We start from the raw sequence: 22,396 nt of genomic DNA, 5'->3' as shown, positions 1-22,396 counted from the left end.
AGGGATGCCGAGGGCAAAGTTGCAGCCCGACCAATTTAACGTTAATTTTCAGTTAGTTAGACTGAAGAGTCACCTGCAACCGCATCCGCAGCCATGCCCGGACTTGCAGGAGGCCCGATCCTCGCTGCGGATAAAAAGAAGGGGAAACGCGATATCGCTGAAACAGCATGGCAGCCAGACGGAGATGAACAGGAATACAAAGAGAACCGCATATTGGTACCACATAACCGATATGCCGAGCGCCATTATCATATGAAAAAGAGAGGCCCAGGTGCTTAGAAGCACGTGCCCCGAATGCGGCAGCTTCGTAGCCGGCCGAAAATATCCTACCGCGATTCCAGCGAAGGCTGCAGGATTTACGATCCACCAGCCATCTATAAAACCTATATGAGCATGGCTGTGCGGAAGATCGAGAAGCAGCTCTCCCGCATATGGAATAAGAGAATCGCTGAGCGTTCCTATTCCGACCGAACCGACGTAACCGATCGCAAGAACCTTCAAAAAATATAAAACGCCGGTCAAGGGGCCTCTATAATAGAGCTTGAATATCGCGGTAGTCACTATCGCACTAAGGAATACGTGCGTCGGATGGAATATGTAAAAGAGAATATGCGCCGATTGATACGTCATCGACCTGAATATGAACATCAGCAGGATACCGGATAAAGCCCCAACCAATGTAAACGGCGCATGATTTCTGAGCTCGACAAATATTCGTTTGAGCATATTTTTTTCCAAAGAAGAGCTACTGATTCATGGACATGAGAAACTCCTTGTTCGTCTTGCAAGGGGTCACTTTGTCGAGCAGGAATTCCATCGCATCGATCTGGTTGAGAGGCTGCAACATCTTGCGAAGGATCCAAACCTTGTTCAGCTCTTCGTCGTTAAGCAACAACTCCTCTTTTCTTGTTCCGGACTTATTCACATCCATACAGGGGAAGATCCTCTTTTCCATAAGCTTGCGGTCGAGATGAATTTCCATATTGCCCGTCCCCTTAAACTCTTCGAAAATGACCTCATCCATTCGGCTGCCGGTGTCTATGAGAGCCGTTCCTATGATGGTGAGGCTGCCACCCTCTTCGATATTTCTCGCCGCACCGAAGAAGCGTTTCGGCTTGTGAAGGGCGTTGGAATCGACGCCGCCTGAAAGGATCTTACCAGAGGGAGGAACGACAGCGTTGTAAGCTCTGGCGAGCCTGGTTATTGAATCGAGAAGTATGACGACGTCCTTGCCGTGTTCGACCAGCCTCTTGGCTTTTTCGATAACCATCTCAGCAACCTGTACGTGGCGCGTAGCTGGTTCGTCGAACGTTGAGCTCACCACCTCAGCCTTCACCGAGCGCTCCATGTCCGTCACTTCCTCCGGCCTTTCATCGATGAGAAGGACTATCATCGTAACTTCCGGATGATTCGAGGTGATCGCATTGGCCACGTTCTGCAAAAGGACGGTCTTTCCGGCCCTCGGCGGAGAGACGATCAGCGCGCGCTGTCCCTTCCCTATCGGAGTGAAGAGGTCCATGATCCTCGTAGAATAGTTTTTCGGATCGTATTCGAGTTTTATTCTCTCGTCTGGATAGAGCGGTGTAAGGTTATCGAAGAGCGTCTTGCTCTTGGCCTCTTCAGGAGTGCTGTTGTTGATGCTGTCCACTTTAAGCAGCGCGAAATATCTTTCGCCTTCCTTCGGAGGTCTGATCTGGCCGGCTACCGTGTCACCGGTACGAAGGCCGAAGCGCCGTATCTGCGACGGTGAAACATATATATCATCCGGACCCGGAAGATAATTATAGTCAGGGGAGCGGAGAAAACCGAACCCGTCTGGAAGGGTCTCGAGAACTCCCTCGCCGAAGATCGCTCCATTTTGCTCGGAGTGCGCCTGCAGAAGCGCAAAGATCAGCTCCTGTTTACGAAGGCTCGTCGCATTTTCGATATTCATGTTGTTGCCGATCTCGATCAGTTCGCCGATCTTCTTCCTCTTCAGTTCATTCAGATGCATACACTATTCTCCTAATGGGTTGGACTTACGGAAGGCATCGCAGAAAGGCCGGCGACCAGCCGACCCGCAAATGCCGATGATAACGCATAAAGTTCAGAAAAAATCATAAGCCTTAAACAGGGTTATTTTAGATATCCTTACCGAAAACCGTTAAGAGGACTCCCGTTTTTGGAAATTATTAAGAACCGATCGACGATAAAAATGAGCTGGATCCATCTGCTAAGTGTTTGATATCTATCCAGAAATAAAAGGCAAGTCAAGATAATTGATAACTCAGGGCTTTCCTTGACAAAGGAGGAGTCAGTTGATAACCTCTCACAAATTTTGTTATAAATTACAAGCAGTTACGGCTCCAGCGGGGCCGGTCCGGAGGGTTCATGGCTACAAAAAAATCAAAAACTCGGCACTTCGTAAAGATGCACGGAATCGGAAATGACATGATCGTCTTCGATTGCACCAAGGGCTCTATCGCCAACCCAGCTCCCCTTGCGAGGAAGGTATGCAACAGACACACCGGAATCGGCGCAGACCAGATGCTTCTGATATCGAAGTCCCGCAAAGGGGATTTCATGATGAGAGCCTTCAATCCGGATGGTACCGAAACGGAGATGTGTGGCAACGGCATCCGCTGTGCGGCGAAGTTCATAAAGGAATACAAACTCTCCGCAAAAAAGGAACTCCTGATAGAGACGCTCGCCGGGCTGAAGACCGTGAAAAGCGTCGGAAACCAGTTTGAAGTCGACATGGGTGAACCTATAATGAAGGGGAAGGAGATCCCCGTAAATCTCTCCGGCAGGATCATCAATCGCCCTCTTAAAACCGAAAGCAAGGATTTCCGTATCACCTGCCTGTCTGTGGGAAATCCGCACTGCATCACCTTTCATGAGGAACTCAAGGATCTCCCGATTGAAAAGTTCGGCCCGATGCTCGAAACTTATTCGATATTCCCGAAAAAGGCCAATATCAGCTTCGTGAACGTCGTCAGCAAAAAGGAGCTTCAGCTCAGGGTCTGGGAACGCGGCGCGGGAGAAACCCTCGGCTGCGGAACAGCCGCTTGTGCATCCGCCGTAGCATCGGTTTTGAACGGATTCACTGACCGCAAAGTCACGGTCGTCCTGCCCGGAGGCAAACTGGAAATCGAGTGGAGCACCAAGGACAATCACATATATATGAAAGGCCCGGCGGAAATCGTATTCAAGGGCGAGATAGCCATCTGATGAAGAAAACAGTCCTGAAAAAAGATCCGAAATTCTGCGGCGCGATGACGGCTATAGTCACACCCTTTAGAAACGGGAAGATCGATGAGTCCGCCATGCGCGAGCTCGTCTCATGGCAGATCGCTTCTGGAATAGACGGAATCGTGGTGCTTGGCTCGACAGGCGAAGGGATCACGATCGAGGAAAACGAGAAGAAAACCGCTATACGCCTGTGCGTCGAAGAATCCGCCGGAAGAGTTCCTGTCATAGCAGGAGCCGGGAGCAATTCCACCGAAAAAGCGATCAGGCTCGCAAGGCTTGCCGCCGAATGTGGCGCAGATGCGATGCTTCAAGTAACGCCGTATTACAACAAGCCGACACAGCAGGGTCTGTTCGAACATTTCATGGCGATAGCCGAGGCGGTCCCGCTGCCGATGATACTCTACAACGTTCCATCGCGCACGGCGGTCAACATGCTTCCGGATACAACCCTTCGTCTGGCGGCAGCCGACAGCATCGTAGGAATCAAGGAATCCTCAGGCGATCTTTCGCAGGCGCAGACTATAATGAATACGAGGCCCCCCGACTTCACCCTCTACTGCGGCGAAGATGCCATGAACCTGGAGATGTACAGGGCCGGGGCGGATGGCTGCATATCGGTGACAGCCAACATAGCCCCTGAACTTGTTTCAAAGGTGTGGGATCTCTTCAACTCGGGAAAGGTAGATGAAGCTGAGGCGCTGCAATCGCATATTCAGAAATTAAATTCTGCGCTATTCATGGTAACCAACCCTATACCGGTAAAGACAGCTCTGTCCGTTATGAAAAAATGCAGGGAGGAATTCCGCCTTCCGCTCACACCGATGGATGATAATAAAAAAAGAGAGCTCGAATCGGTGCTCTCCGAATTCAAAATGATCTGAGCTGTAAATTTCTCTAAAATTCACTTGAGGGCATCATGATAAAAATAGCGCTCTGTGGCTATAAAGGAAGGATGGGCGGCAGAATAGAATTTTTCCTCTCTCAGGATCCGGATATGAAAATACTCTCCCGGATCGACGCCGAAGACGCCGTTGCCGGAGCGTTCGATGATATCGACGTAGTAATAGACTTCAGCTCTCCATCCGGAGCCATAGAGCACATCGGAGAAGCCGCAGCAAAGAGGAAACCCTTCGTTTTGGGAACGACCGGATTTTCATCCGATCAGGAGGCTGAGATAACCAGAGCGGCTTCAAAGATAGCCCTGCTGAAATCCTCCAACATGAGCATCGGAGTCAACCTTCTTCTGAAAATAATCGAAGAGACCACAGCTGCCCTTGGCAATTCCTACTCGATTTCAATAGAGGAAACACACCACGTACATAAAAAAGACAGCCCCAGCGGAACGGCTCTGATGATGAAAAAATCCGCTGCAAAAAATTTCAACGGCGAGATAGGTATAGTTTCACACAGGAAAGGTGAAGTCGCTGGAGATCATAAAATAGCCTTCGAAGGCGAGGAAGAAACCTTGACATTTTTCCACCACGCTAAGAGCAGGGACCTTTTCGCGCGCGGAGCCGTGGCAGCGGCGAAATGGATAGTCGGAAGAAAAGCCGGCCTCTATACGATGCAGGACGTATTATTTAAGTACCCCCTGAAAAGCTGGCTGCAACAATAACTTCGACCATGGACAATTAACCATCGACCAAAACATCAAGAAGCTAGAATCTAGAAGTGAGAAGCAATATTTTTACAGGCGAGATTTTTCTAGCTTCTAGCCTCTCGCTTCTAGCTTCTGTTTTTCCCAGTCACGGTCGTTGCGGGGATGACAAGCGCATAGTTTTTAGAGGTGCCTTGAACTTGCTGATTTTTCGGAGGTTACTTAGATGAAAAATACAGGAAAAATTTTCCAAGAAGTTTACATCGGATTGGGATCCAACCTTGGAGATCGCAACGCCAACATAGACGCTGCCATCGACCTGATCAGCAGCAACAAACAGATAGAGATCATCTCAACTTCCAGGAGATATGAAACCAGGGCCCTAATAAAACCCGGACTACCTCCACAGCCGGATTACATCAACGCTGCGATAAAAATTGAAACTTCGCTATCCCCGCATCAGCTCCTGCTTTTTCTGATGGAAACTGAGTCACAGCTCGGAAGAAAATATCCTAGGGTAAGCGGCGAGCCCAGGAGCATCGATCTCGATATCCTGATCTTCGGCGACCTCATCATGGCTGAAAAAAACCTGCAAATTCCACACCCTGAGCTGCATAAAAGAATGTTTGTGCTGCTCCCGCTGTGTGATATAGCATCGGCTGAGATTCATCCCGCGTTAAAAAAAACGATCGCGGAGCTGATGAAAGGGTTGAAAGAGAATGGCTAGGTTGCTGCTCACAGCGCTTCTCATATACTTCGCCTACAGATATTTCTCCAGGAACAGGCAATTCAAACGCGGGCACACCGCTCGTCAGAGCCGATCTGTGGGCGGGGAAATGGTTCCCTGCGCAAGATGCGGAACATTCGTCGTAGCCGTCGAGGCCACAAACAAAGGCGGCGCGCTTTTCTGCTCTGAGGAATGTAAAAATAAATGATGCGCCAACCCCATAACAAGGAGTGAATGTATGAAGATATTCATCGACACCGCCAAGATCGAAGAGATCAAGGAAGCTAATGCCATGGGAGTCCTGGATGGCGTCACTACAAACCCCTCCCTGATCTCGCAGACTGGGAAAGACTTCAAGAGCGTCATAAAGGAAATACTGCATGAGATCACCGACCGCCCCGTAAGTTTGGAGACTACCGCCCTTGACGCCAAGGGAATGATAGAAGAAGGGAAAAAACTGGCGGATATAGCGAAAAATGTCGTGTGTAAAATTCCTTCAACGGTGGAAGGGCTCAAGGCGATAAAGGCCCTTTCCGACATGGGGATAAAGACCAACGCCACCTTGTGCTTTTCACCAAACCAGGCGCTGCTCGTAGCCAAGGCCGGCGCTACGTACGTCAGCCCCTTCGTAGGAAGGCTCGACGACATATCCCAGGAGGGGATGTCGCTCATAAGCGATGTGGTCAATATCTACGATAATTACAACTTCTCGACCGAGATCATCGTCGCCAGCATCAGAAATCCAATTCACGTAAGCCAGTCAGCGATGATAGGCGCCGATATCTGCACAATACCGCTGAAGGTGATATCGCAGCTCATGAAGCACGCTCTTACCGATGCAGGAGTCGATAAGTTTTTAAAAGACTGGCAGAAGGTGCCGCAAGCATAAAGAATAGGGAGGAATCATGTCCTTCATCAACGACAAGACAAAAGAGATAAACTGCAAGATCGTATACTACGGTCCGCCTCGATGCGGAAAATCGACGAGCCTCCGCCATATTTACGAAGAGGTAAAAAAAGGGGCAAAGGGAGAGATGATATCGCTTGCCCACGAAGACAACAGAACTCTCTTTTTCGATTTTGTCCCCGTAAACCTTGGCAAGGTTGGCGACTACACGATAAGGCTGCATCTCTACACCGTTCCGGGAGATGTCGGATACAAGCAGAGCCGCGCCCTCATATCGAAGGGCGTCGACGGACTGCTATTCATGGCCGACTCGCAGCTAGAGATGATGGAAGGCAACCTGGAAGCGCTGGCCGACCTCAAGGAGATACTCTCCGGGGAGAATCACAAGTGGGGAGAGATTCCGTGCGTATATCAGTATAACAAGAGGGATCTCAAAAACGCCGTACCCATAAAAGATTTGAGCGACTATTTAAACCAGTCCGGGTTCCAGGAATTTTCGACTATCGCTACAGAAGGAAGCGGGGTTTTCGATGCCTTCAAGGCGATATCCAAAGAAGTTCTGAAGGGTTTGAAAAACTGACTTTTTTGATCTTATAAAAAGGGCGGCCGCGTGAAGCAGCCGCCCTTCTTTTTTATCTCATTAACTTCCTATTTTTCACACTTCATCTCTGAAATCTGCCTGTAGAGATTGTATTTTCTATTCGCCAAACTCTGCGCCTTGGCGATGAGCCTCCTCGCCTCCTCAGGCCTGGACTTCTCGAGGATGCGGTAACGGTTCTCGCCCTTCACGTACTCCTCTATGGAAATTGAAGGAGGCTTGCTGTCAACTGTAAGAGGATTCTGGCCGTCCAGAGCCTTTCTGGGATCGAACCTGTAGAGCGGGAAGTGACCGCTATTTACGGCCTTCTTCTGTTCCTCGAGACCTTTGGACATATCGATCCCGTGAGCGATGCAATGCGAATAAGCTATTATTATCGATGGACCATCATAGCTCTCGGCCTCGATAAAGGCCTTCATGGCCTGTGACGGATCCGCACCAAGCGCCACCGTCGCAACGTAGATGTAGCCGTACGACATGGACATCAGGCCGAGGTCCTTCTTCCCGAGGGGTTTTCCTCCTGCGGCGAATTTCGCCACAGCGCCGATCGGCGTCGCCTTGGAAGCCTGCCCGCCCGTATTCGAATAGACCTCTGTGTCGAGAACGAGGATATTCACGTTTCTTCCGCAAGCAAGGACATGATCCAACCCGCCGTAGCCGATGTCGTACGCCCAGCCATCACCACCTAGCGCCCATACCGATTTCTTGATGAAGTTGTCGGCGACGTGAAGCAGGTTGATGCATTCCTTGCAGTTGCATTTGGCAAGGTGCTTCTTCAGCTCGATGACGCGGGAGCGCTGTTTCTCAATCGCAAGATGACTAGACTGATCCGCGGACCTGATCTCCGTCAGGATATTTTTAACCTCCTGTGAACATCCGCCGTTGGAGATGATGTTATCGGCCAACTCCATCGCATACTGAAACTGCTTATCGACAGAAAGCCTCATTCCGTATGCGACCTCGGCGTTGTCTTCGAAAAGCGAGTTCGTCCACGCCGGTCCACGGCCGTCCGCCCTCTGGCAGTATGGAGTCGTAGGAAGGTTGCCGCCGTAGATGGACGAACATCCTGTGGCATTCGCTATTATCGCCCTGTCGCCGAAGAGCTGAGAGAGCATCTTCACGTAGGCCGTCTCTCCGCATCCGGCGCAAGCACCCGAATATTCGAATAGCGGCTTCACGTACTGAATTCCCTTCATCACAGAAGGATTGTAGAGCTCAGGGTTAGGATCCGGTATGTTCAAAAAGAAATCGTAGTTCTCTCTTTCCTGATCCCTCAAGGGGAGTTGAGGCTCCATCTTTATGGCCCCTTTTTCCTTCGCGGGACAGTTCACCACACAGGTAGCACACCCGGTGCAATCCTCTGCCGCGACCTGAAGCGTGTAAGCGTATCCCTCGAGCCCCTTGGCAGGCTTTGGATCCGAGCTCTTGAAGTTTGCCGGAGCATTCTTGAGGATGTCCTTCGGATATATCTTGGAGCGTATCGCTGCATGCGGACATACCATGACGCATTTTCCGCACTGAACGCAGGCATCTTTGTCCCACACCGGGATATTGACCGCTATATTTCTCTTCTCGTACTGCGTCGTCGAAACCGGCCATGTTCCGTCTTCAGGAAACTCGGAAACCTTGAGGGATTCACCTTCGCCGCTCATGAGTTTCGCGGTGGTGTTCTTGACGAAAGCGGGGGCATCGGCAGGAACCACAGGCGGCACTGGCTTTCCTGTTACCTCCTTGGGATAATCGACCTGTTCGATTTTCTCGATGGTCATATCGACCGCGCTGACGTTCATCGCAACTATCTTTTCGCCTTTTTTCCCGTAGGTTTTTTTGATGGCGTCCTTGATGGCATCGATTGCGATCTTCTCATCGATCACCTTCGAAATCTTGAAGAATGCGGTCTGCATGATCGAGTTGATCCTCGCGCCAAGGCCTACCCCCTCGGCGATGCTTATTGCGTCGATCACATAGAACTTCAATTCCTTGTCGATTATCTGCTTCTGCACGCGGTCGGGCATGTTGTCCCAAACATCGTGCTTGTTGAACGGGGAAGTCAACAGGAAGGTGCCGCCCTTCTTGATGTGCTTCAGCATGTCGTACTTCTCGAGAAACGAAAAGTTGTGACAGGCCACAAAATCTGCGGTCTCGATGAGATACGGTTTTCTGATGAGATTTTTCCCGAAGCGCAGATGCGAGACTGTGATCGCACCGGCTTTCTTGGAATCATAGACAAAATATCCCTGCGTATAGTTCTCGGTCTCTTCGCCTATTATCTTGATCGTGTTCTTGTTGGCGCCGACTGTTCCGTCCGATCCCAGTCCGTAGAACATCGCCTGATATACCCCATCCTCGAGCGTAAACGAACGATCGTAATCCAGACTCAGGTTTGTCACATCGTCATTCGGCCCGATGGAAAAATGGTTTTTAGGATCGGTCGCCTTCAGGTTGTCGAAGACCGCTTTGATCATAGCAGGGTTAAACTCAGCTGAACCGAGGCCATAGCGGCCGCCTACGATCTTCGGATGGTGCGAATACCATCCCTCCTGCACCGCCTCGCTGATCGCAGTTCTCACATCACCATAGAGCGGCTCCCCTATCGAGCCCGGCTCCTTGCACCTGTCAAGAACAACCATGGACTTCACGCTCTTGGGAAGGGCGTATGCGAAGGATTTTATATCAAAAGGCCTGAAGAGCTTGACGCATAAAACGCCGACCTTCTCGCCCTTCTTGTTCAGATAATCGACGACCTCTCCAACCGCCTCGCCGCCGGAGCCCATGATTACGACCACCCTGTCAGCATCATCAGCGCCATGGTACTCGAAGAGCCTGTACTGGCGACCTGTCAGCTTGGCGAATTTATCCATCGCCTTCTGAACTATCGCAGGGCATGCGTTATAATATTTATTCGCAGTCTCGCGACAGGTAAAGAATACGTCCGGATTTTGTGACGTTCCCTTGATGGTTGGCCTCTCGGGATTGAGCGCCCGCTGCCTGTGGGCGTTGACGAGTTTGTCATCGATCATCGAGCGCATATCGTCAAATGTAAGTTCCTCTATCTTCTGTATTTCGTGGGAGATCCTGAATCCCTCGAAATAGTGCAGAAAGGGAATTCTGGATTCGAGCGATGCGGCCTGGGAGATGAGCGCAAAATCCATCGCCTCCTGAACGCTGGCGGATGAAAGCATCGCCCAACCGGTCGACCTGGCGGCCATAACATCGGAGTGATCACCGAATATCGAAAGGGCGTGGGTCGCGATAGCCCTTGCCGCGATGTGAAACACGGTCGGAGTAAGTTCTCCTGCTATCTTGAACATATCGGGGATCATAAGCAGAAGACCCTGCGAGGCTGTAAACGTCGTGGTAAGAGCGCCTGTGGTAAGAGCGCCGTGGCAAGCCCCCGCCGCTCCAGCTTCAGACTGAAGTTCGCTGACTATAGGGACTGAACCCCAGATATTTTTTTCACCGTTCGCCGATTTTTCATCGGCGATCTCGCCCATGTCCGAAGATGGGGTGATCGGATAGATAGCTATCACCTCGTTTGTCGCATGGGCGACATGCGCCACTGCGCTATTTCCGTTGTGTGGGACCATCTGCCTTGCCATAATTTCCTCCTGATTGTATGCCAATTGGGCAGTTATTTTGTGAGAAACGCACAGCGAAGAAACCCATCCGCCTCGAGTCCGGAACGCCAGCTAACTTGATGATAAACGTATTTTTAGGAATTGCCTTCGGACCGGCCGGACAATCCTTCTATCTGCGGCTTTTGTCAAGTATCGAGCCCGCCATGCAAGGCCCTTAAAAAGCGGATTTGCGAGGCATCAGAGCCCCAGAATTTCTCGGGCCTCATCGCATCCCGCCACGGGTCGCCCGACCTCATCGGCTATCCTCTTAACCCTTGCAACGAGTTCCGCATTGTTCTTGGCCAAAACGCCCTTGTGATAATAAACGTTATCCTCGAAACCGACGCGAACGAAACCTCCCATGACGACCGCCATGACGGCAAGGGAAAGCTGGTATCTGCCAACGCCGGCAACCGCCCAGCTGTCACCATCTTCCAGCGAATTCACCATAAACTGGAGATTCCTGGACTCACCGGAGAGTCCTCCCGGAACGCCGAGGACAAACTGATAGTGCGCCGGTTTTTTTAAAAGCCCCTCTTTCATCAGCCTCTTGGCGATATCGATGTGACCGGCATCATAGACCTCTATCTCAGGAGTAACACCGAGATCTCGCATGTGGCCGGCGAGCTTCCGGACATCGGCCGGGGTGTTCATGAATACTTCATCGGAAAAATTCATCGAAGCGACATTCAAGGATGCCATCTCCGGTTTGAGTTCGACGATGGGCGCTATGCGATCTTCCATACTCGCGCCTATCGCACCGCCGGTGGATATCTGAATTATGGGTCCCGCACCGCATGCCGTCCTTATCGCATCGACCGATGCCCTGAAGTGATCGAGCCTCTGCGACGGAGTCCCCGACTCATCCCTGACGTGAAGATGGATCACGGAAGCTCCTGCCTCGACACATTCCCTTGCGGCGATCGCCTGTTCCTCCGGAGTCTCCGGCAAGGCTGGATTTTGCGCCTTGGTGGTCTCTCCTCCGGTTATCGCCGCAGTGATGATAAGAGGATTCAAGATAGCTCCCTATGCCTTTTCGTCGAATTTGAACTTCAATTCGTATGTATCCCCGTTTTTTTCCATGTTAAGTTTGCACCCGCATCCGCGAAAGACAGAAATCATCATTTTATTTTTTGGAGTGAGGGTGGCCTTGAATCCCTCGACCCCGTTCTGTTTGGAGATGTTGATCAGCGAATCGAGCATGGCCTTGCCAAGCCCCCTATTCTGCCACGCATCGTGAACCAGGAATGCGACCTCGGCATATTTGTCGTCCAGTCCTTCTCTCATGTACCTGCCAATGCCTATGATCTTTTCACCGGCCGAATCCTGTATGGTCGAAACTATGGCCATGTCCTTCTCATAGTTGATGCTGACGAGAGGGAGAACCTTCGCATGAGGAAGAGCGTCGATGGGCTGGAAAAAACGCAGATATATACTCTCTTCGGAAAGCGAATAGAACATATCCCTCAGCGCGCTTTCGTCCGTCGGGCGAACAGGCCTCAGGGTGACCTCAGTGCCATCAGCTATAACCTGGCGCTGAGAATATCTGTCGGGATATTCCCCTTCCAACAGCGACACGTCGATTGGATCGTCATAGACGTACTTCATCTTCCTGGCTTCCTCATAGAGCGAAGCCCTGAATTTAGGATGCGCTATCCCTATAAGAGCCATCGCCCTTTCCCTGATATTCTTACCGTACAAATCGGCTACGCCGTATTCGGTAATCACGTAGTGGACATCGCCCCTCGTAGTAACGACTCCCGCGCCGGTGCTCAGGTTCGGAACTATTCTGGATATCCGCCCATCATTTGAGGTCGATTTCATCACTATGATCGGTTTTCCGCAGTAGGAGCGCCCTGCACCTCTCATAAAATCCGACTGTCCCCCGATACCGCTGTGGAACTTATTTCCCATCGAGTCGGCGCACACCTGACCCGTCAGATCGACTTCCATCGCGCAGTTTATTGCAACCATCTTGGGATGCTTCGCTATCATGACCGGATCGTTCACGTATTCAGACGGATGCATCTCGATCACGGGGTTACGGTTCACGTAATCATAGACCTTCTTTGTTCCCATTATGAACGAAGCGACGACCTTTCCTTTGTTGTAAAGCTTCTTCGATCCGTTAACCACGCCCTTCTCGATGAGATCGACGAGCTGATCGGTGAACATCTCGGTATGTATTCCAAGGTCTTTCTTGTCATGCAAAAATTCCGGCATAGCCTGCGGTATGGAACCCATGCCGATCTCTATGGTAGAGCCATCCTCTACGAGGGAAGCCACATGCGAACCTATACGGCGGACAGCATCATCGACTTCGGCAGGCTTATAGGTCAGAACGGGGGCGTTTGATTCGACGAAGTAGTCTATGTAATCCGCGGGGATGAGCGAATCGCCGTGGGTCCAAGGCATATTCGGATTGATCTCCGCGATTACCATGCTGGCGTTTTCCGTCGCGCTCTTCACGATATCGACCGAAATGCCTAGGCTCACCATCCCGTTTTCATCCGGCGGAGTGACCTGGATCAAAGCCACATCCAGCGGCGTTCGACCGCGGGAAAAGAGATTCGGTATTTCCGACAGGGATACCGGGGTATAATCGCCAACGCCGTTGTTCACCGCCTCGCGGACATTCTCGCCAATGAAAAAACTGTTGAAGCGATACTTGTCGGCGAAGTTCTCCATCGCGTAAGGGGCGGGCCCCATCGTGATAAGATGGAATATTTCGACGTCGACCACTTTCCTCTTACTGGAAGAGAGCCCTTCGATGAGGAGCTGGGGCGCCGCACATCCGGTTCCGATAAAAACTCTGTCTCCCGCCTTTATGTGCGAAAGAGCCTCATCGGCAGAAACCATCTTGTTAGCGTAAAGTTCTTTCCAATTGAAATCTTTCATATGTTCACCTTATTTTGAAATGCGGATTCGCGCATCTACGGCGACCGCTCTTGAAAATTCGCTCGATATCTTGAGCGGGTTGATGTCGAGTTCCTGAATATCCGGGAAGTCCATCGAAAGCTGGGATATCCTCTGGATGCACTCCGTGACCAGCTGCATATCGACCGACTTCTCGCCGCGAACGCCCTTGAGCAGGTTGTATGTCTTGGTGCCGAGTATCATCTGCAACGCCGCCTCGGATGTAAGAGGGGCGAGCTGGAAGGAAACATCCTTGAGCACTTCGACATAAATTCCGCCGAGACCGAACATCAGCATCGGCCCGAACTGCGGATCGCGCGTCATTCCTATGATGATCTCGCGGCCGTCGCTGACCATCTCCTGTATGAGGACGCCGTGAATCCTGGCGTCAGGAACGACCTCCTTCACCCTCTTGATCATGAGCTCGAAGGCGTCCCTGACCTCTGAGGGCCCCCGAAGCCCGACCTTCACGCCGCCGGCATCGGACTTGTGGATCACATCGGGGGACGAGATCTTCATGACGACCGGATATCCTATCGCCGAGGCCGCAGAAACCGCGTCCTGGGCGCTTCTGGCCAGCGAGCATTGTGGAACCGTAAAGCCGTACGCTGAAAGCACCGCTTTAGAATCCTGCTCGCCAACGTTGTACTGCTGATGCTTCCTGTTTAGGTTTATGATGCGGTCGACCTTGGTGCTGTTCACAGGAAACCTGCGAATCACCTTCTTCGGCTTCGCGCGCCATTTCATGTATTCAACCATCTGTTTCATCGCATCCACGGCCCTCTCCGGGGTGGGATAGTGCGGAATGCCATTTTTCTGCAGCATCTCTATGCCATGCGCAACGCGTTTGGCTCCGATAAAGGATGCCATCGTGGGCTTGTTGTATTTCCTGGAAACTTCGATCACCGCCTCGGCTGTCTTCGCAACATCGATCATCGCCTGGGGAGTGAGGAGAACCACGAGCCCGTCAACTCCATCGTCGGCGAGAACAGCGTCTAGCGCCTTCCTATAGGTTTCGGCCGGCGCATCTCCGAGGATATCCACCGGGTTATTGACGTTTGCGGCCGATGAAAGGAAGCTCCTCAGCTTGTCCTTGGTCGCGTCGGAAAGTTTGGCGAATGACAGGCCGGAATGCTCCACCGCGTCCGTCGCCATGATCCCGGGGCCACCCGCGTTTGTCACGATGACGATGCGGTCGCCCTTTGGCAGAGGCTGATACGAAAAGGCCTGTGCGTAATCGAAGAGCGTCTCAAGTGAGCCGGCCTGAAGAACGCCGCTAGAGTTGAAGGCGCATTCATACGCCATCTGCGCGCCTGCGATGCTCCCCGTGTGGGAACTGGCCGCGGTCGCCCCGGCAGCGCTGGTCCCGGCCTTTATGAGGATGATCGGCTTCTGACGGGTCACCTTTTCGGCGGTACGTATAAAATGAGGTCCATTCCTGATGTCCTCGAGGTAACCGACGATGACCTTGGATTCCTTGTCGTTACCCAAGGCCTCGATTAGGAGCTCCTCGTCGAGATCGGTTTTGTTTCCCATGCTGATCAGCTTGGAAAAACCTATATGGTGTTTGAGCGACCAGTCGATGATCGCCGTGCATAGCGCGCCCGACTGAGAAATCACGGCGATATCACCCTTCTCGGGATGATCTGCCGCAAAAGAGGCGTTTACCCTGTTCATGGTGTTTATAAAACCGAGGCAGTTAGGGCCGAGGACCCTCACACCGGACAGCATAGCCGCGCTCTCCAGCTTCTTTTCGAGCTCCTTGCCCTCCTTGCCGACCTCTTTAAAACCGGCGGAGATGACCACCGCGGCGCCTATTCCGCGGCTTCCACAATCCTCGATAGTCTGAGGAACGACTTTCGCTGGAATGGCTATGACCGCCAGATCGATGCCGTCAGGAAGCGACTTCACATCCGGATAGCACTTCACCCCCATTATTTCGCCAACCTTCGGATTGACGGCGTAAAGACCACCCTCGAACCCCTCTTCGATCATATTCTTGAGCAGGGCATGTCCGACCTTTCCCTCGGTCTGTGACGCGCCTATTATTGCCACCGCCTTCGGATTAAAAAGTTTTTCTAGCATCTCTCACTCTCCATTTAAAAATGACGCGCTCTACTAACCCTGCATCGGCTCTATGTAAAGGGGATTTATGACGTTTTTTCGTCTTTCAGCCGCAAAACCTCTAGAAATCGACACCTGAGAATGTTTATTGCAAATGCTAAAATTGTAAAAACCTGTAGGAGTTTTCCAAGCATCTTTAACGACTGGAGTTTTCGACAGGAGGAATAGAGTCAGGTTGAGGAATGTTCCTTAACCTTAACCTTAACCTCGACCTTGGACTCAAATTACTCCCTCACCGTGAGGTCGATTATCGGATCCCCCTGGCGCATGAAGGCTATGAAATTGGCGGAAAGGGTTTCCATTTCGAGATCATCCGCACGAATACATCCCAGCGTCCTAGCCCTGTAATTATTTCTGCCGCCGTGTATGAAAAGCCCCCTCTGCCAGACGGTCCCATCGGAGGGATCGCCTATTCGAAATCGTATCCGTCCGAAGGATTCGCTGTAATCATCGGAATCCGACTCGTTCCGAGCCCAGAGATGACCGCTCGTCACCCCTTCTCCGCGGCCGATCTCACCGAGGCCGAATTTCCGATAGAACCCCTCACGGTATTCTTGGGAATAGAATTCCGGCACCCCCAGGGAATATGTGCCGTTGGGAAAGGGACCGTTCATCCCTATCGAGAGCGGGTCTGCAAGTTGATTCACGACCCTGTTGGTCGCGAGATATGAGGTGACGAAGTTCCCCTGACCGTCGTGGAGGTATATCTTCTCGTCGGAGCGATCGAAAATAAGACTTGCGAGCCCCAACGGATCGACATTGATGGTGGGATCCCCAGATGCGTACAGGTAGGGATCTTTTTCCGCAAAGATCACCTGTGGCAGAGCCCCTCTCATGAAGATCCTCCGGAAGGGATAGACCCCGTAAAAAACTGGCGAGCGCCCCCTGTTCCCGCGCGATGTCCCGAAGGCCGACCCCTGCAGGTTGTGGTACGACATCCCCTGACCAACGGAGTTTGATTGGGCGAATTCAAGAGGGGCTTTAATGCCGAGGGGATCCGGGCTCAGAAATTTTCCCGTCTCCTTGTCGTAGTAGCGATTGCGCATATAGACCAACCCGCTCTCATAATCGCAATAGTGTCCGGCGAAGCACATATAACCGGAGTTTTCCCCCTCAAGCTCTTTCCCAAAGGGGGAATAATCGCGATGTGAAAAAATCTTTTCCGAAAGCGCTCCCCTTCCGGATTGCAGACGGTCTCTTAGAAATATCGCCGAACCATCTCCGGAAAACCCGAAGGGAACAGATCTGTCCGCGCCGTACAGATACCTGATCCTCTTTTCGGAAATCTCCCCCAGCATGGTCCAGCCGCTCCAGAGATAAGCGGTTTCGGAACCGCCAACCCTCTTTAAAACTCTCCTGTCAAACGGATCGTATTCGTAAAGCGCAACAATTTTTCCATCATTCGATATAGAGGAAAGACGACCGAGGGGATCGTACGAAAGCGAAAAACCGCGAAGGTTCTGGACGTGTCCTGAAGCGTCGATGGAAAGATCCTCGTTCGAAATGATATGCTGGGCGAAACTCTCCTCGCTGAGCAGAGTTTCATCGATATCGTCCTTGCGAAAATATCCGACTGACTGGAGGCCGCCAAAAAAATTCCGCGAATACTTGAGGAGGCTCCCGCCGCGACCCGCATCGGCGGCGGGCATCCCTTCGTTATTCCAGTACGTTTCAAACCGGTCCAGCACGAGACCATCTTCATCGAGATAGCTTATCGAGGAGATGCGGCCCATGGAGTCCGAACTCCTCTTTTCCGTGAGATTCCCGCCGTAATCAGCATCTTCCAATTCTCCGAAACATCCGTACTCGAAGGATGCTGCAAGACGGCCGTCATCGATCAATCCGGAAAGATTCCCCCATGAGTCGTAGATCATCACCTGTGATTTTCCATCCGGCATTACCACGCGCGCGGGTCTGCCGAATTCATCGTAGCTTTTTAAAATCAAACCATTCGGGCCGGACTCCGCCACGACGCGCGAAAGCGAATCATAGAGATATTCATAGACGCGCTCCCCCTCGACGGCTGCGATCACCCTCCCAAGGCCGTCGTAGCGATACCTCTGGATTACAGGCGAAAATCCATCTTTCTGCGCTACCCTGGATAGCACCCTCCCCATCTGATCCCGAATGATGGAGATGTGCTGCCCTCCTCCCTTGATTATCCCCGCAACTTTTCCGGCGCCGTCGTAAGCCATATTTCTCTCGTAGCCCCACGGATATGACTCTGACACCAGCAACCCGCGCGAATCGTAGCCAAAACGTATTTCACCCGAGATGGATGATATCCCGGAAAGCATTCCACCGTCGTTCCATGTGAAGCGCTCCTCCTCCCCGGATGAAAACTTTTTAAGAACCGGGCGGCCGATGAAGTCACTCTCTACCGAAAACGAACCGCGGGGGCCTTCGTAGCCAGACAGGTTCCCCATATCGTCGTAAGATAGTTCTGAAACTCTGCCCAGATGATCTACCGATCTGACGATCCGCTCCGCTTCATCACGAAGGAATTCAAAGAGGGTCCTCGACTGTCCGCAGGCGTATTCGGAAACCTTTGTGATTCTGCCATTTCTGTCGCGGAAAAATTTTCTTTCCACCCCCGACGAGTAGAGGATGGAGGAGGGCCTGCCGAACGAGTCTCTCCCAATTCTGAACCATGAGTCACCCGGCCCGGACGCCGTTTCAATATTCCCGAAAAGATCCCTCGAATATTTGACCGAAATTTTCTTTACGGCGGACTCCCCAGTCCACAGGTCGTCGGAGACCTCAAAAATTCCGGAAAGATCGTCGTATTTGAATTCACGTCTGGAAAGCGCCTCCCCCTCGGCGGAGAGGTTTTCAACCGAAATGAGATTTCCTGAAGAGTTTCTCGAGATCGCCTGACGCATTCCCGAAGGAAATAGTATTTCGTTTAAATCGCCAAAACCGTTTCTTGTGAAGAAAGTTCTTGCCCCCGATCCATCTACAGAGCCCACGATCCGCCCATCTACGTCTGTAAATACGCACGATGCACTTCTTTCGAGACTATCCGGCGCCGATATTTCGCAAAATTTGCCGGCAGCGTCATCGTATGAGAAGGCGGTGCTGCGATTCCCTTCCGAGATTTTAGAAATCCTTCCGGATGCGTCATACGAATAATCCTTGCGCACAAAGATACCGGGAGAGATCTCCATTCTCTCAGATTTCAGAAGATCCATGGGGAGATATTCGAAAAGACGCCGCGCCGATCTCTTCCCTGATGAGATCACCGCCTCGATGAGGTTGTCGTTCCAGTCGAATCTGTATAGCCTGTCCGGCATACCCGGGGAGCTTTCCCCCTCTACCTGGTTCAGAGAATTGACTGCATAGATCTCACGGCCACCGCCTGAAATCGTGGCGATGATATTGCCCGCTGAATCGTAGATATATCTCCGACTACCCGCAAAATCGGATATCGAGCGTATATACCCGCAATGGTGATCAGATGAATCGGAAGCCATGAAATGGCCGATGGCCCCCTCCGGATTTGCGGTCGAATTGTATTCTACGGAAAGAACCCTCCCGTAGGGAGTTTCTATCTCTTTCACATCCCCGCATTCATTTCTTCGAAAGGATATCCGCCTCTGCCACCTTCCGTCCCTCATCACCTCGACAGCCTCTAGGTCCGAGTCATCGTCTGGAAAATACAGATATCTGATGATAAGGCCATCCTCATCTTTAACCTTGGATGGTCTGCCATGGCGGGGTTCTCTCTCGATCTCGGAAACGCGCTTCTCCCCTCCCGAAATAGAGAGGCGCTCCACTCGGACAGGAAGGCCGCTTGCAGGATCGTACAAAAAAGAAGTGCGAAGATCCCCGGTGACGATCGATGCCAGCATTCCATTTTTATCGTAAGACCTCTTCTCGACTTCGCGCATTTCGCCTTGGAAAAATTTTTCACGCAACACCATCCTGCCTGAGGAGTCGTGCGTATAAGTTTCAAAATCCCGGCCATTTTTCGAAAGAACGGCCTTGAACATTCCATCCCCTTCAAGATATGCGATTTTTATCTCATCACCTGCACCGTACCTCTGCGCGATGACGCGCCCCTCTTCATCGTAACGCTGTGACAGGTATGGGTATCCGCTTGGATCTATCGCCAAAAAAAGGAGGTGTTCCTTCTTTCCAACGGTAAAATACCTGTACGCCGAGCCCTTGCCTGAAGGATATCCTTCCGCGGGAGGAGAAATAACCTCGACGAGTTCCTTCCTGTCGTTATATTTGAAAGCGATGCGACGGCCGGAAAAATCCTCGACATGATCGATCAACCCGTCGGCGCGCCTTCTGAATGAAACCTCGCGCCCATGCGCATCGACTATTTTGGAAAGCAGACCCCCTGTTCCGTATTCGTAGGAAACAAAAAGACCGTGCCTCTCGACCTTTTTCAAAATTCTTCCAATCGAATCGAAGATTTTTACAGTCCCATCCAGAAGCCGTATCCTGGTTCCTGATTCTAATGCGTAGAGCACAGCGCCTGGAATATCCGCCGACCTGTATTCGCCATTTGAGGTTTCAAAACGATGTTTCACTCCGCGCTCGTCGATGAAGGTATAACCTCCCTCTGCCGAATATGAACGCTCGGCATATGAATGCGTCCACCCCCACCCGAGTTCGCCGAGAAAATCAGAGCGAGACCTGTATATGCGTCTGAACTCTATATCGAAGCCGGCCGCTTGAATAAAGAGGTCAGTGATCTCAGCAAAAAATTCGCCGTTATGCATATAGACCGGATCGAGCGATCCTGACTTCTCCGAATATGAAGAAATCTTCTCGCAACCCATGATTCGCGCCGTCGGGCCGATGAGGTGCGCTGCGTAAAGCGCCTCCGATGCAACCGCGGCAACCGCTTCTGCTGCCCCGTCCGCAAGATCGGATAGCCCTCCGGATATCGCTCCTGCCGCATCTCTCACAGGAGTTGCATCGGCAATTTCATGAAGGAGATCAGAAGCGCTGAGTTCACCAAAATCGCCAAAGAGGTCATCCGGAATTCCTGCACGGTCCTTCAATTCGGAAAAATTTTTTGGGATCCCGTTCAGTGAATCCGGAATCGAAGAGGAGATAACCCTCCCAAATTCGCTCAAACGGTTCGATACATCGGCAACCGCATATTTGAGCGGACCGAAAACGGAATCCTGTATCGCCTTGAGATTATCTTCCAGAGCGGAAACGATAGATTTCAATTCCGAATTGGCGATCGCAATAGGCTTTTTGATCAGATTGTCCAGCTCCGCCACGCGTTCGCGAATGGCACCAAGCGGCGCGGATATCGAATCCATCACCGAGTCGAAGCTACCCCCTATCCCCATCGAAAAAGCGAGTTCCCTGGGAAGAGAGGCCAGCTGCATGACGCTCATATTTATCGCATCCTTGTTCGCGGCGTGCCATGCCATCACACGCAATACCTCCGCTCCACGCTTGAGCTCGTAGGCATCCACAAAAATTCCATTGAACGCGCGTGCGAAATGCGCTGCGGCGCTTGCGCCAAGAATGGCGACGTATGCCGGAGTGGGGATCTTGATCACAGGGCGCTTCAAAAACCCTGACAAAGCCTGTTCGAGCTTTCTGCCGGGAAGATTTGCCTCTGCCATGTCAAAATATTTCTCGAGAGCCTCGGGACCGGCGCGAATCGCCCTCACAAGCTCCGGAGGAATATCGCCTTTCAGGATATCGACCACCCTGTTTCTTATTCCGGAGGCTGCGGCATCCCCTATGATCTTGCCGCCGAGATAGGAGGAAAGCGTCGCTACTCTATGAAGATCGAAGGTGCCCTCGATGCTCTTTCGCAGATCATGAGGGTCAACCCAATATGGAATTCCCATGGCCGAAAATCTCGACCACGCCTTTTCAAGATAACTCTGATAGATACTGTCGGCTATCCTGTCGATTCCTTCTGAAAATGTGGTGTCCAGCTCACGGACCACCGCTTCGGCCATGCGGCTTATTTCATCAGCTGTCTCTTTCCCAGCGACGGCAGGAAAGAGTTTTTCGACTATGATCCCCTTAGTCAGCTCTCCTACTTCGCTGCGGACCTTCTCGCGTATTTTCTCTCGTACCTCACCCTTCAGCTCCTCGTTCTGGCGAAAAACGCTCTCCAGGTTTTCCCCCTTCAAACCCCTTCTACGATCGTTGATCGAAGCGGCGACCGCATCGCAGATCCAGTCGGTTCCATCCTTTGAAATCAGGTCGGCGACCGCCCCCCTGGCCACACCTTCGATGTATCCGGCAAGCCCGTCCACGGAAAGCGCATCGGCAATATCGGCGGATGCGGCCTTGGAAAGATTTGGCACCGTCGATTTCAGACAATATCCAACGATCGGAAAAATAAACATTAAGAGCGCAGCGACACGCGAAAGAAATCTCATCGATTTTTTTAAAAGCAGCATCCGTGCCAAAAAAGATTTTTTCAAGTGTCTGAAAAATAAGGCTATGTTTTGAACCGGATCGGAGGAGGTGTATGTTTTTCATACGCATGAGCGAGAATCGTACATGTTAACTAACCTCTGAAAAATCAGCAAATTCAGGGCACCTCTAAAAGCTATGCGCTTGTCATCCCCGCAACAACCGTGACTGGGAAAAACAGAAGCTAGAAGCGAGAGGCTAGAAGCTAGAAAAATCTCGCCTGTAAAAATATTGCTTCTCACTTCTAGATTCTAGCTTCTTGATGTTT

General features: G+C 51.7%; 14 protein-coding genes. 7 read left to right on the top strand and 7 right to left on the bottom strand.

What is annotated here, in order from left to right; all coding sequences use genetic code 11:
• Positions 1-69: 69 nt before the first annotated feature.
• Together GX659_05125 and rho are read right to left on the bottom strand one after the other, a co-directional pair.
• Positions 70-726, bottom strand: a complete 657-nt coding sequence (locus GX659_05125; GenBank protein NLD28171.1) for a hypothetical protein — start codon at positions 724-726, stop codon at positions 70-72.
• A 19-nt stretch (positions 727-745) separates the two neighbouring features.
• Positions 746-1,993: a transcription termination factor Rho gene (rho, locus tag GX659_05120; protein NLD28170.1), complete on the bottom strand. Its 1,248-nt coding sequence runs from the start codon at positions 1,991-1,993 to the stop codon at positions 746-748.
• Positions 1,994-2,370: 377 nt separating this feature from the next.
• Here rho and GX659_05115 point away from each other — a divergent pair, with 377 nt between their 5' ends.
• The 7 genes from GX659_05115 to GX659_05085 all read left to right on the top strand — a co-directional run bounded on the left by GX659_05115 (position 2,371) and on the right by GX659_05085 (position 7,042).
• Positions 2,371-3,210 carry a diaminopimelate epimerase gene (locus GX659_05115; GenBank protein NLD28169.1) on the top strand — a complete coding sequence of 280 codons (840 nt, stop codon included), beginning with the start codon at positions 2,371-2,373 and terminating at the stop codon, positions 3,208-3,210.
• The gene (locus GX659_05110) at positions 3,210-4,112 is read left to right on the top strand and encodes a 4-hydroxy-tetrahydrodipicolinate synthase (protein NLD28168.1); all 903 of its coding nucleotides are present in this window, start codon (positions 3,210-3,212) and stop codon (positions 4,110-4,112) included. The genes GX659_05115 and GX659_05110 overlap by 1 nt, the downstream gene beginning before the upstream one ends.
• Positions 4,113-4,147: 35 nt before the next feature.
• Positions 4,148-4,846, top strand: coding sequence for a 4-hydroxy-tetrahydrodipicolinate reductase (locus GX659_05105; GenBank protein ID NLD28167.1), 699 nt, complete (start codon positions 4,148-4,150; stop codon positions 4,844-4,846).
• Between the two features lie 208 nt (positions 4,847-5,054).
• The gene (folK, locus tag GX659_05100) at positions 5,055-5,555 is read left to right on the top strand and encodes a 2-amino-4-hydroxy-6-hydroxymethyldihydropteridine diphosphokinase (protein ID NLD28166.1); all 501 of its coding nucleotides are present in this window, start codon (positions 5,055-5,057) and stop codon (positions 5,553-5,555) included.
• Positions 5,548-5,763 carry a hypothetical protein gene (locus tag GX659_05095; protein NLD28165.1) on the top strand — a complete coding sequence of 72 codons (216 nt, stop codon included), beginning with the start codon at positions 5,548-5,550 and terminating at the stop codon, positions 5,761-5,763. The genes folK and GX659_05095 overlap by 8 nt, the downstream gene beginning before the upstream one ends.
• Positions 5,764-5,793: 30 nt before the next feature.
• The gene (gene fsa / locus GX659_05090) at positions 5,794-6,444 is read left to right on the top strand and encodes a fructose-6-phosphate aldolase (protein NLD28164.1); all 651 of its coding nucleotides are present in this window, start codon (positions 5,794-5,796) and stop codon (positions 6,442-6,444) included.
• 16 nt (positions 6,445-6,460) lie between these two features.
• Positions 6,461-7,042, top strand: a complete 582-nt coding sequence (locus GX659_05085; protein NLD28163.1) for a gliding-motility protein MglA — start codon at positions 6,461-6,463, stop codon at positions 7,040-7,042.
• A 68-nt stretch (positions 7,043-7,110) separates the two neighbouring features.
• Here GX659_05085 and nifJ read toward each other — a convergent pair whose 3' ends face one another.
• The 5 genes from nifJ to GX659_05060 all read right to left on the bottom strand — a co-directional run bounded on the left by nifJ (position 7,111) and on the right by GX659_05060 (position 22,112).
• Positions 7,111-10,659, bottom strand: a complete 3,549-nt coding sequence (gene nifJ, locus GX659_05080) for a pyruvate:ferredoxin (flavodoxin) oxidoreductase (protein NLD28162.1) — start codon at positions 10,657-10,659, stop codon at positions 7,111-7,113.
• 216 nt (positions 10,660-10,875) lie between these two features.
• Positions 10,876-11,694 carry a 3-keto-5-aminohexanoate cleavage protein gene (locus tag GX659_05075; GenBank protein NLD28161.1) on the bottom strand — a complete coding sequence of 273 codons (819 nt, stop codon included), beginning with the start codon at positions 11,692-11,694 and terminating at the stop codon, positions 10,876-10,878.
• A gap of 9 nt (positions 11,695-11,703) precedes the next feature.
• Positions 11,704-13,575: a GNAT family N-acetyltransferase gene (locus GX659_05070; GenBank protein ID NLD28160.1), complete on the bottom strand. Its 1,872-nt coding sequence runs from the start codon at positions 13,573-13,575 to the stop codon at positions 11,704-11,706.
• A 9-nt stretch (positions 13,576-13,584) separates the two neighbouring features.
• Positions 13,585-15,678 (bottom strand): CoA-binding protein, encoded by a 2,094-nt coding sequence (locus GX659_05065; protein ID NLD28159.1) that lies wholly within the window; start codon positions 15,676-15,678, stop codon positions 13,585-13,587.
• Between the two features lie 263 nt (positions 15,679-15,941).
• On the bottom strand, positions 15,942-22,112 hold the full coding sequence (locus GX659_05060; protein ID NLD28158.1) for an RHS repeat-associated core domain-containing protein: 6,171 nt from the start codon (positions 22,110-22,112) through the stop codon (positions 15,942-15,944).
• Positions 22,113-22,396: the final 284 nt, after the last annotated feature.

Source organism: Myxococcales bacterium, from assembly GCA_012513515.1.
In the GTDB taxonomy this organism is placed as follows: domain Bacteria; phylum UBA10199; class UBA10199; order 2-02-FULL-44-16; family JAAZCA01; genus JAAZCA01.
Note: the sequence above shows the minus strand (reverse complement) of the source record. Positions and strands in the feature narration are given on the sequence as shown.

What these genes read in the sequence shown, in the direction of transcription:
- GX659_05125 (NLD28171.1), bottom strand. Translation starts at nt 726, where the DNA reads ATGCTCAAACGAATATTTGTCGAGCTCAGAAATCATGCGCCGTTTACA.
- rho (NLD28170.1), bottom strand. Translation starts at nt 1,993, where the DNA reads ATGCATCTGAATGAACTGAAGAGGAAGAAGATCGGCGAACTGATCGAG.
- GX659_05115 (NLD28169.1), top strand. Translation starts at nt 2,371, where the DNA reads ATGGCTACAAAAAAATCAAAAACTCGGCACTTCGTAAAGATGCACGGA.
- GX659_05110 (NLD28168.1), top strand. Translation starts at nt 3,210, where the DNA reads ATGAAGAAAACAGTCCTGAAAAAAGATCCGAAATTCTGCGGCGCGATG.
- GX659_05105 (NLD28167.1), top strand. Translation starts at nt 4,148, where the DNA reads ATGATAAAAATAGCGCTCTGTGGCTATAAAGGAAGGATGGGCGGCAGA.
- folK (NLD28166.1), top strand. Translation starts at nt 5,055, where the DNA reads ATGAAAAATACAGGAAAAATTTTCCAAGAAGTTTACATCGGATTGGGA.
- GX659_05095 (NLD28165.1), top strand. Translation starts at nt 5,548, where the DNA reads ATGGCTAGGTTGCTGCTCACAGCGCTTCTCATATACTTCGCCTACAGA.
- fsa (NLD28164.1), top strand. Translation starts at nt 5,794, where the DNA reads ATGAAGATATTCATCGACACCGCCAAGATCGAAGAGATCAAGGAAGCT.
- GX659_05085 (NLD28163.1), top strand. Translation starts at nt 6,461, where the DNA reads ATGTCCTTCATCAACGACAAGACAAAAGAGATAAACTGCAAGATCGTA.
- nifJ (NLD28162.1), bottom strand. Translation starts at nt 10,659, where the DNA reads ATGGCAAGGCAGATGGTCCCACACAACGGAAATAGCGCAGTGGCGCAT.
- GX659_05070 (NLD28160.1), bottom strand. Translation starts at nt 13,575, where the DNA reads ATGAAAGATTTCAATTGGAAAGAACTTTACGCTAACAAGATGGTTTCT.
- GX659_05065 (NLD28159.1), bottom strand. Translation starts at nt 15,678, where the DNA reads ATGCTAGAAAAACTTTTTAATCCGAAGGCGGTGGCAATAATAGGCGCG.
- GX659_05060 (NLD28158.1), bottom strand. Translation starts at nt 22,112, where the DNA reads ATGCTGCTTTTAAAAAAATCGATGAGATTTCTTTCGCGTGTCGCTGCG.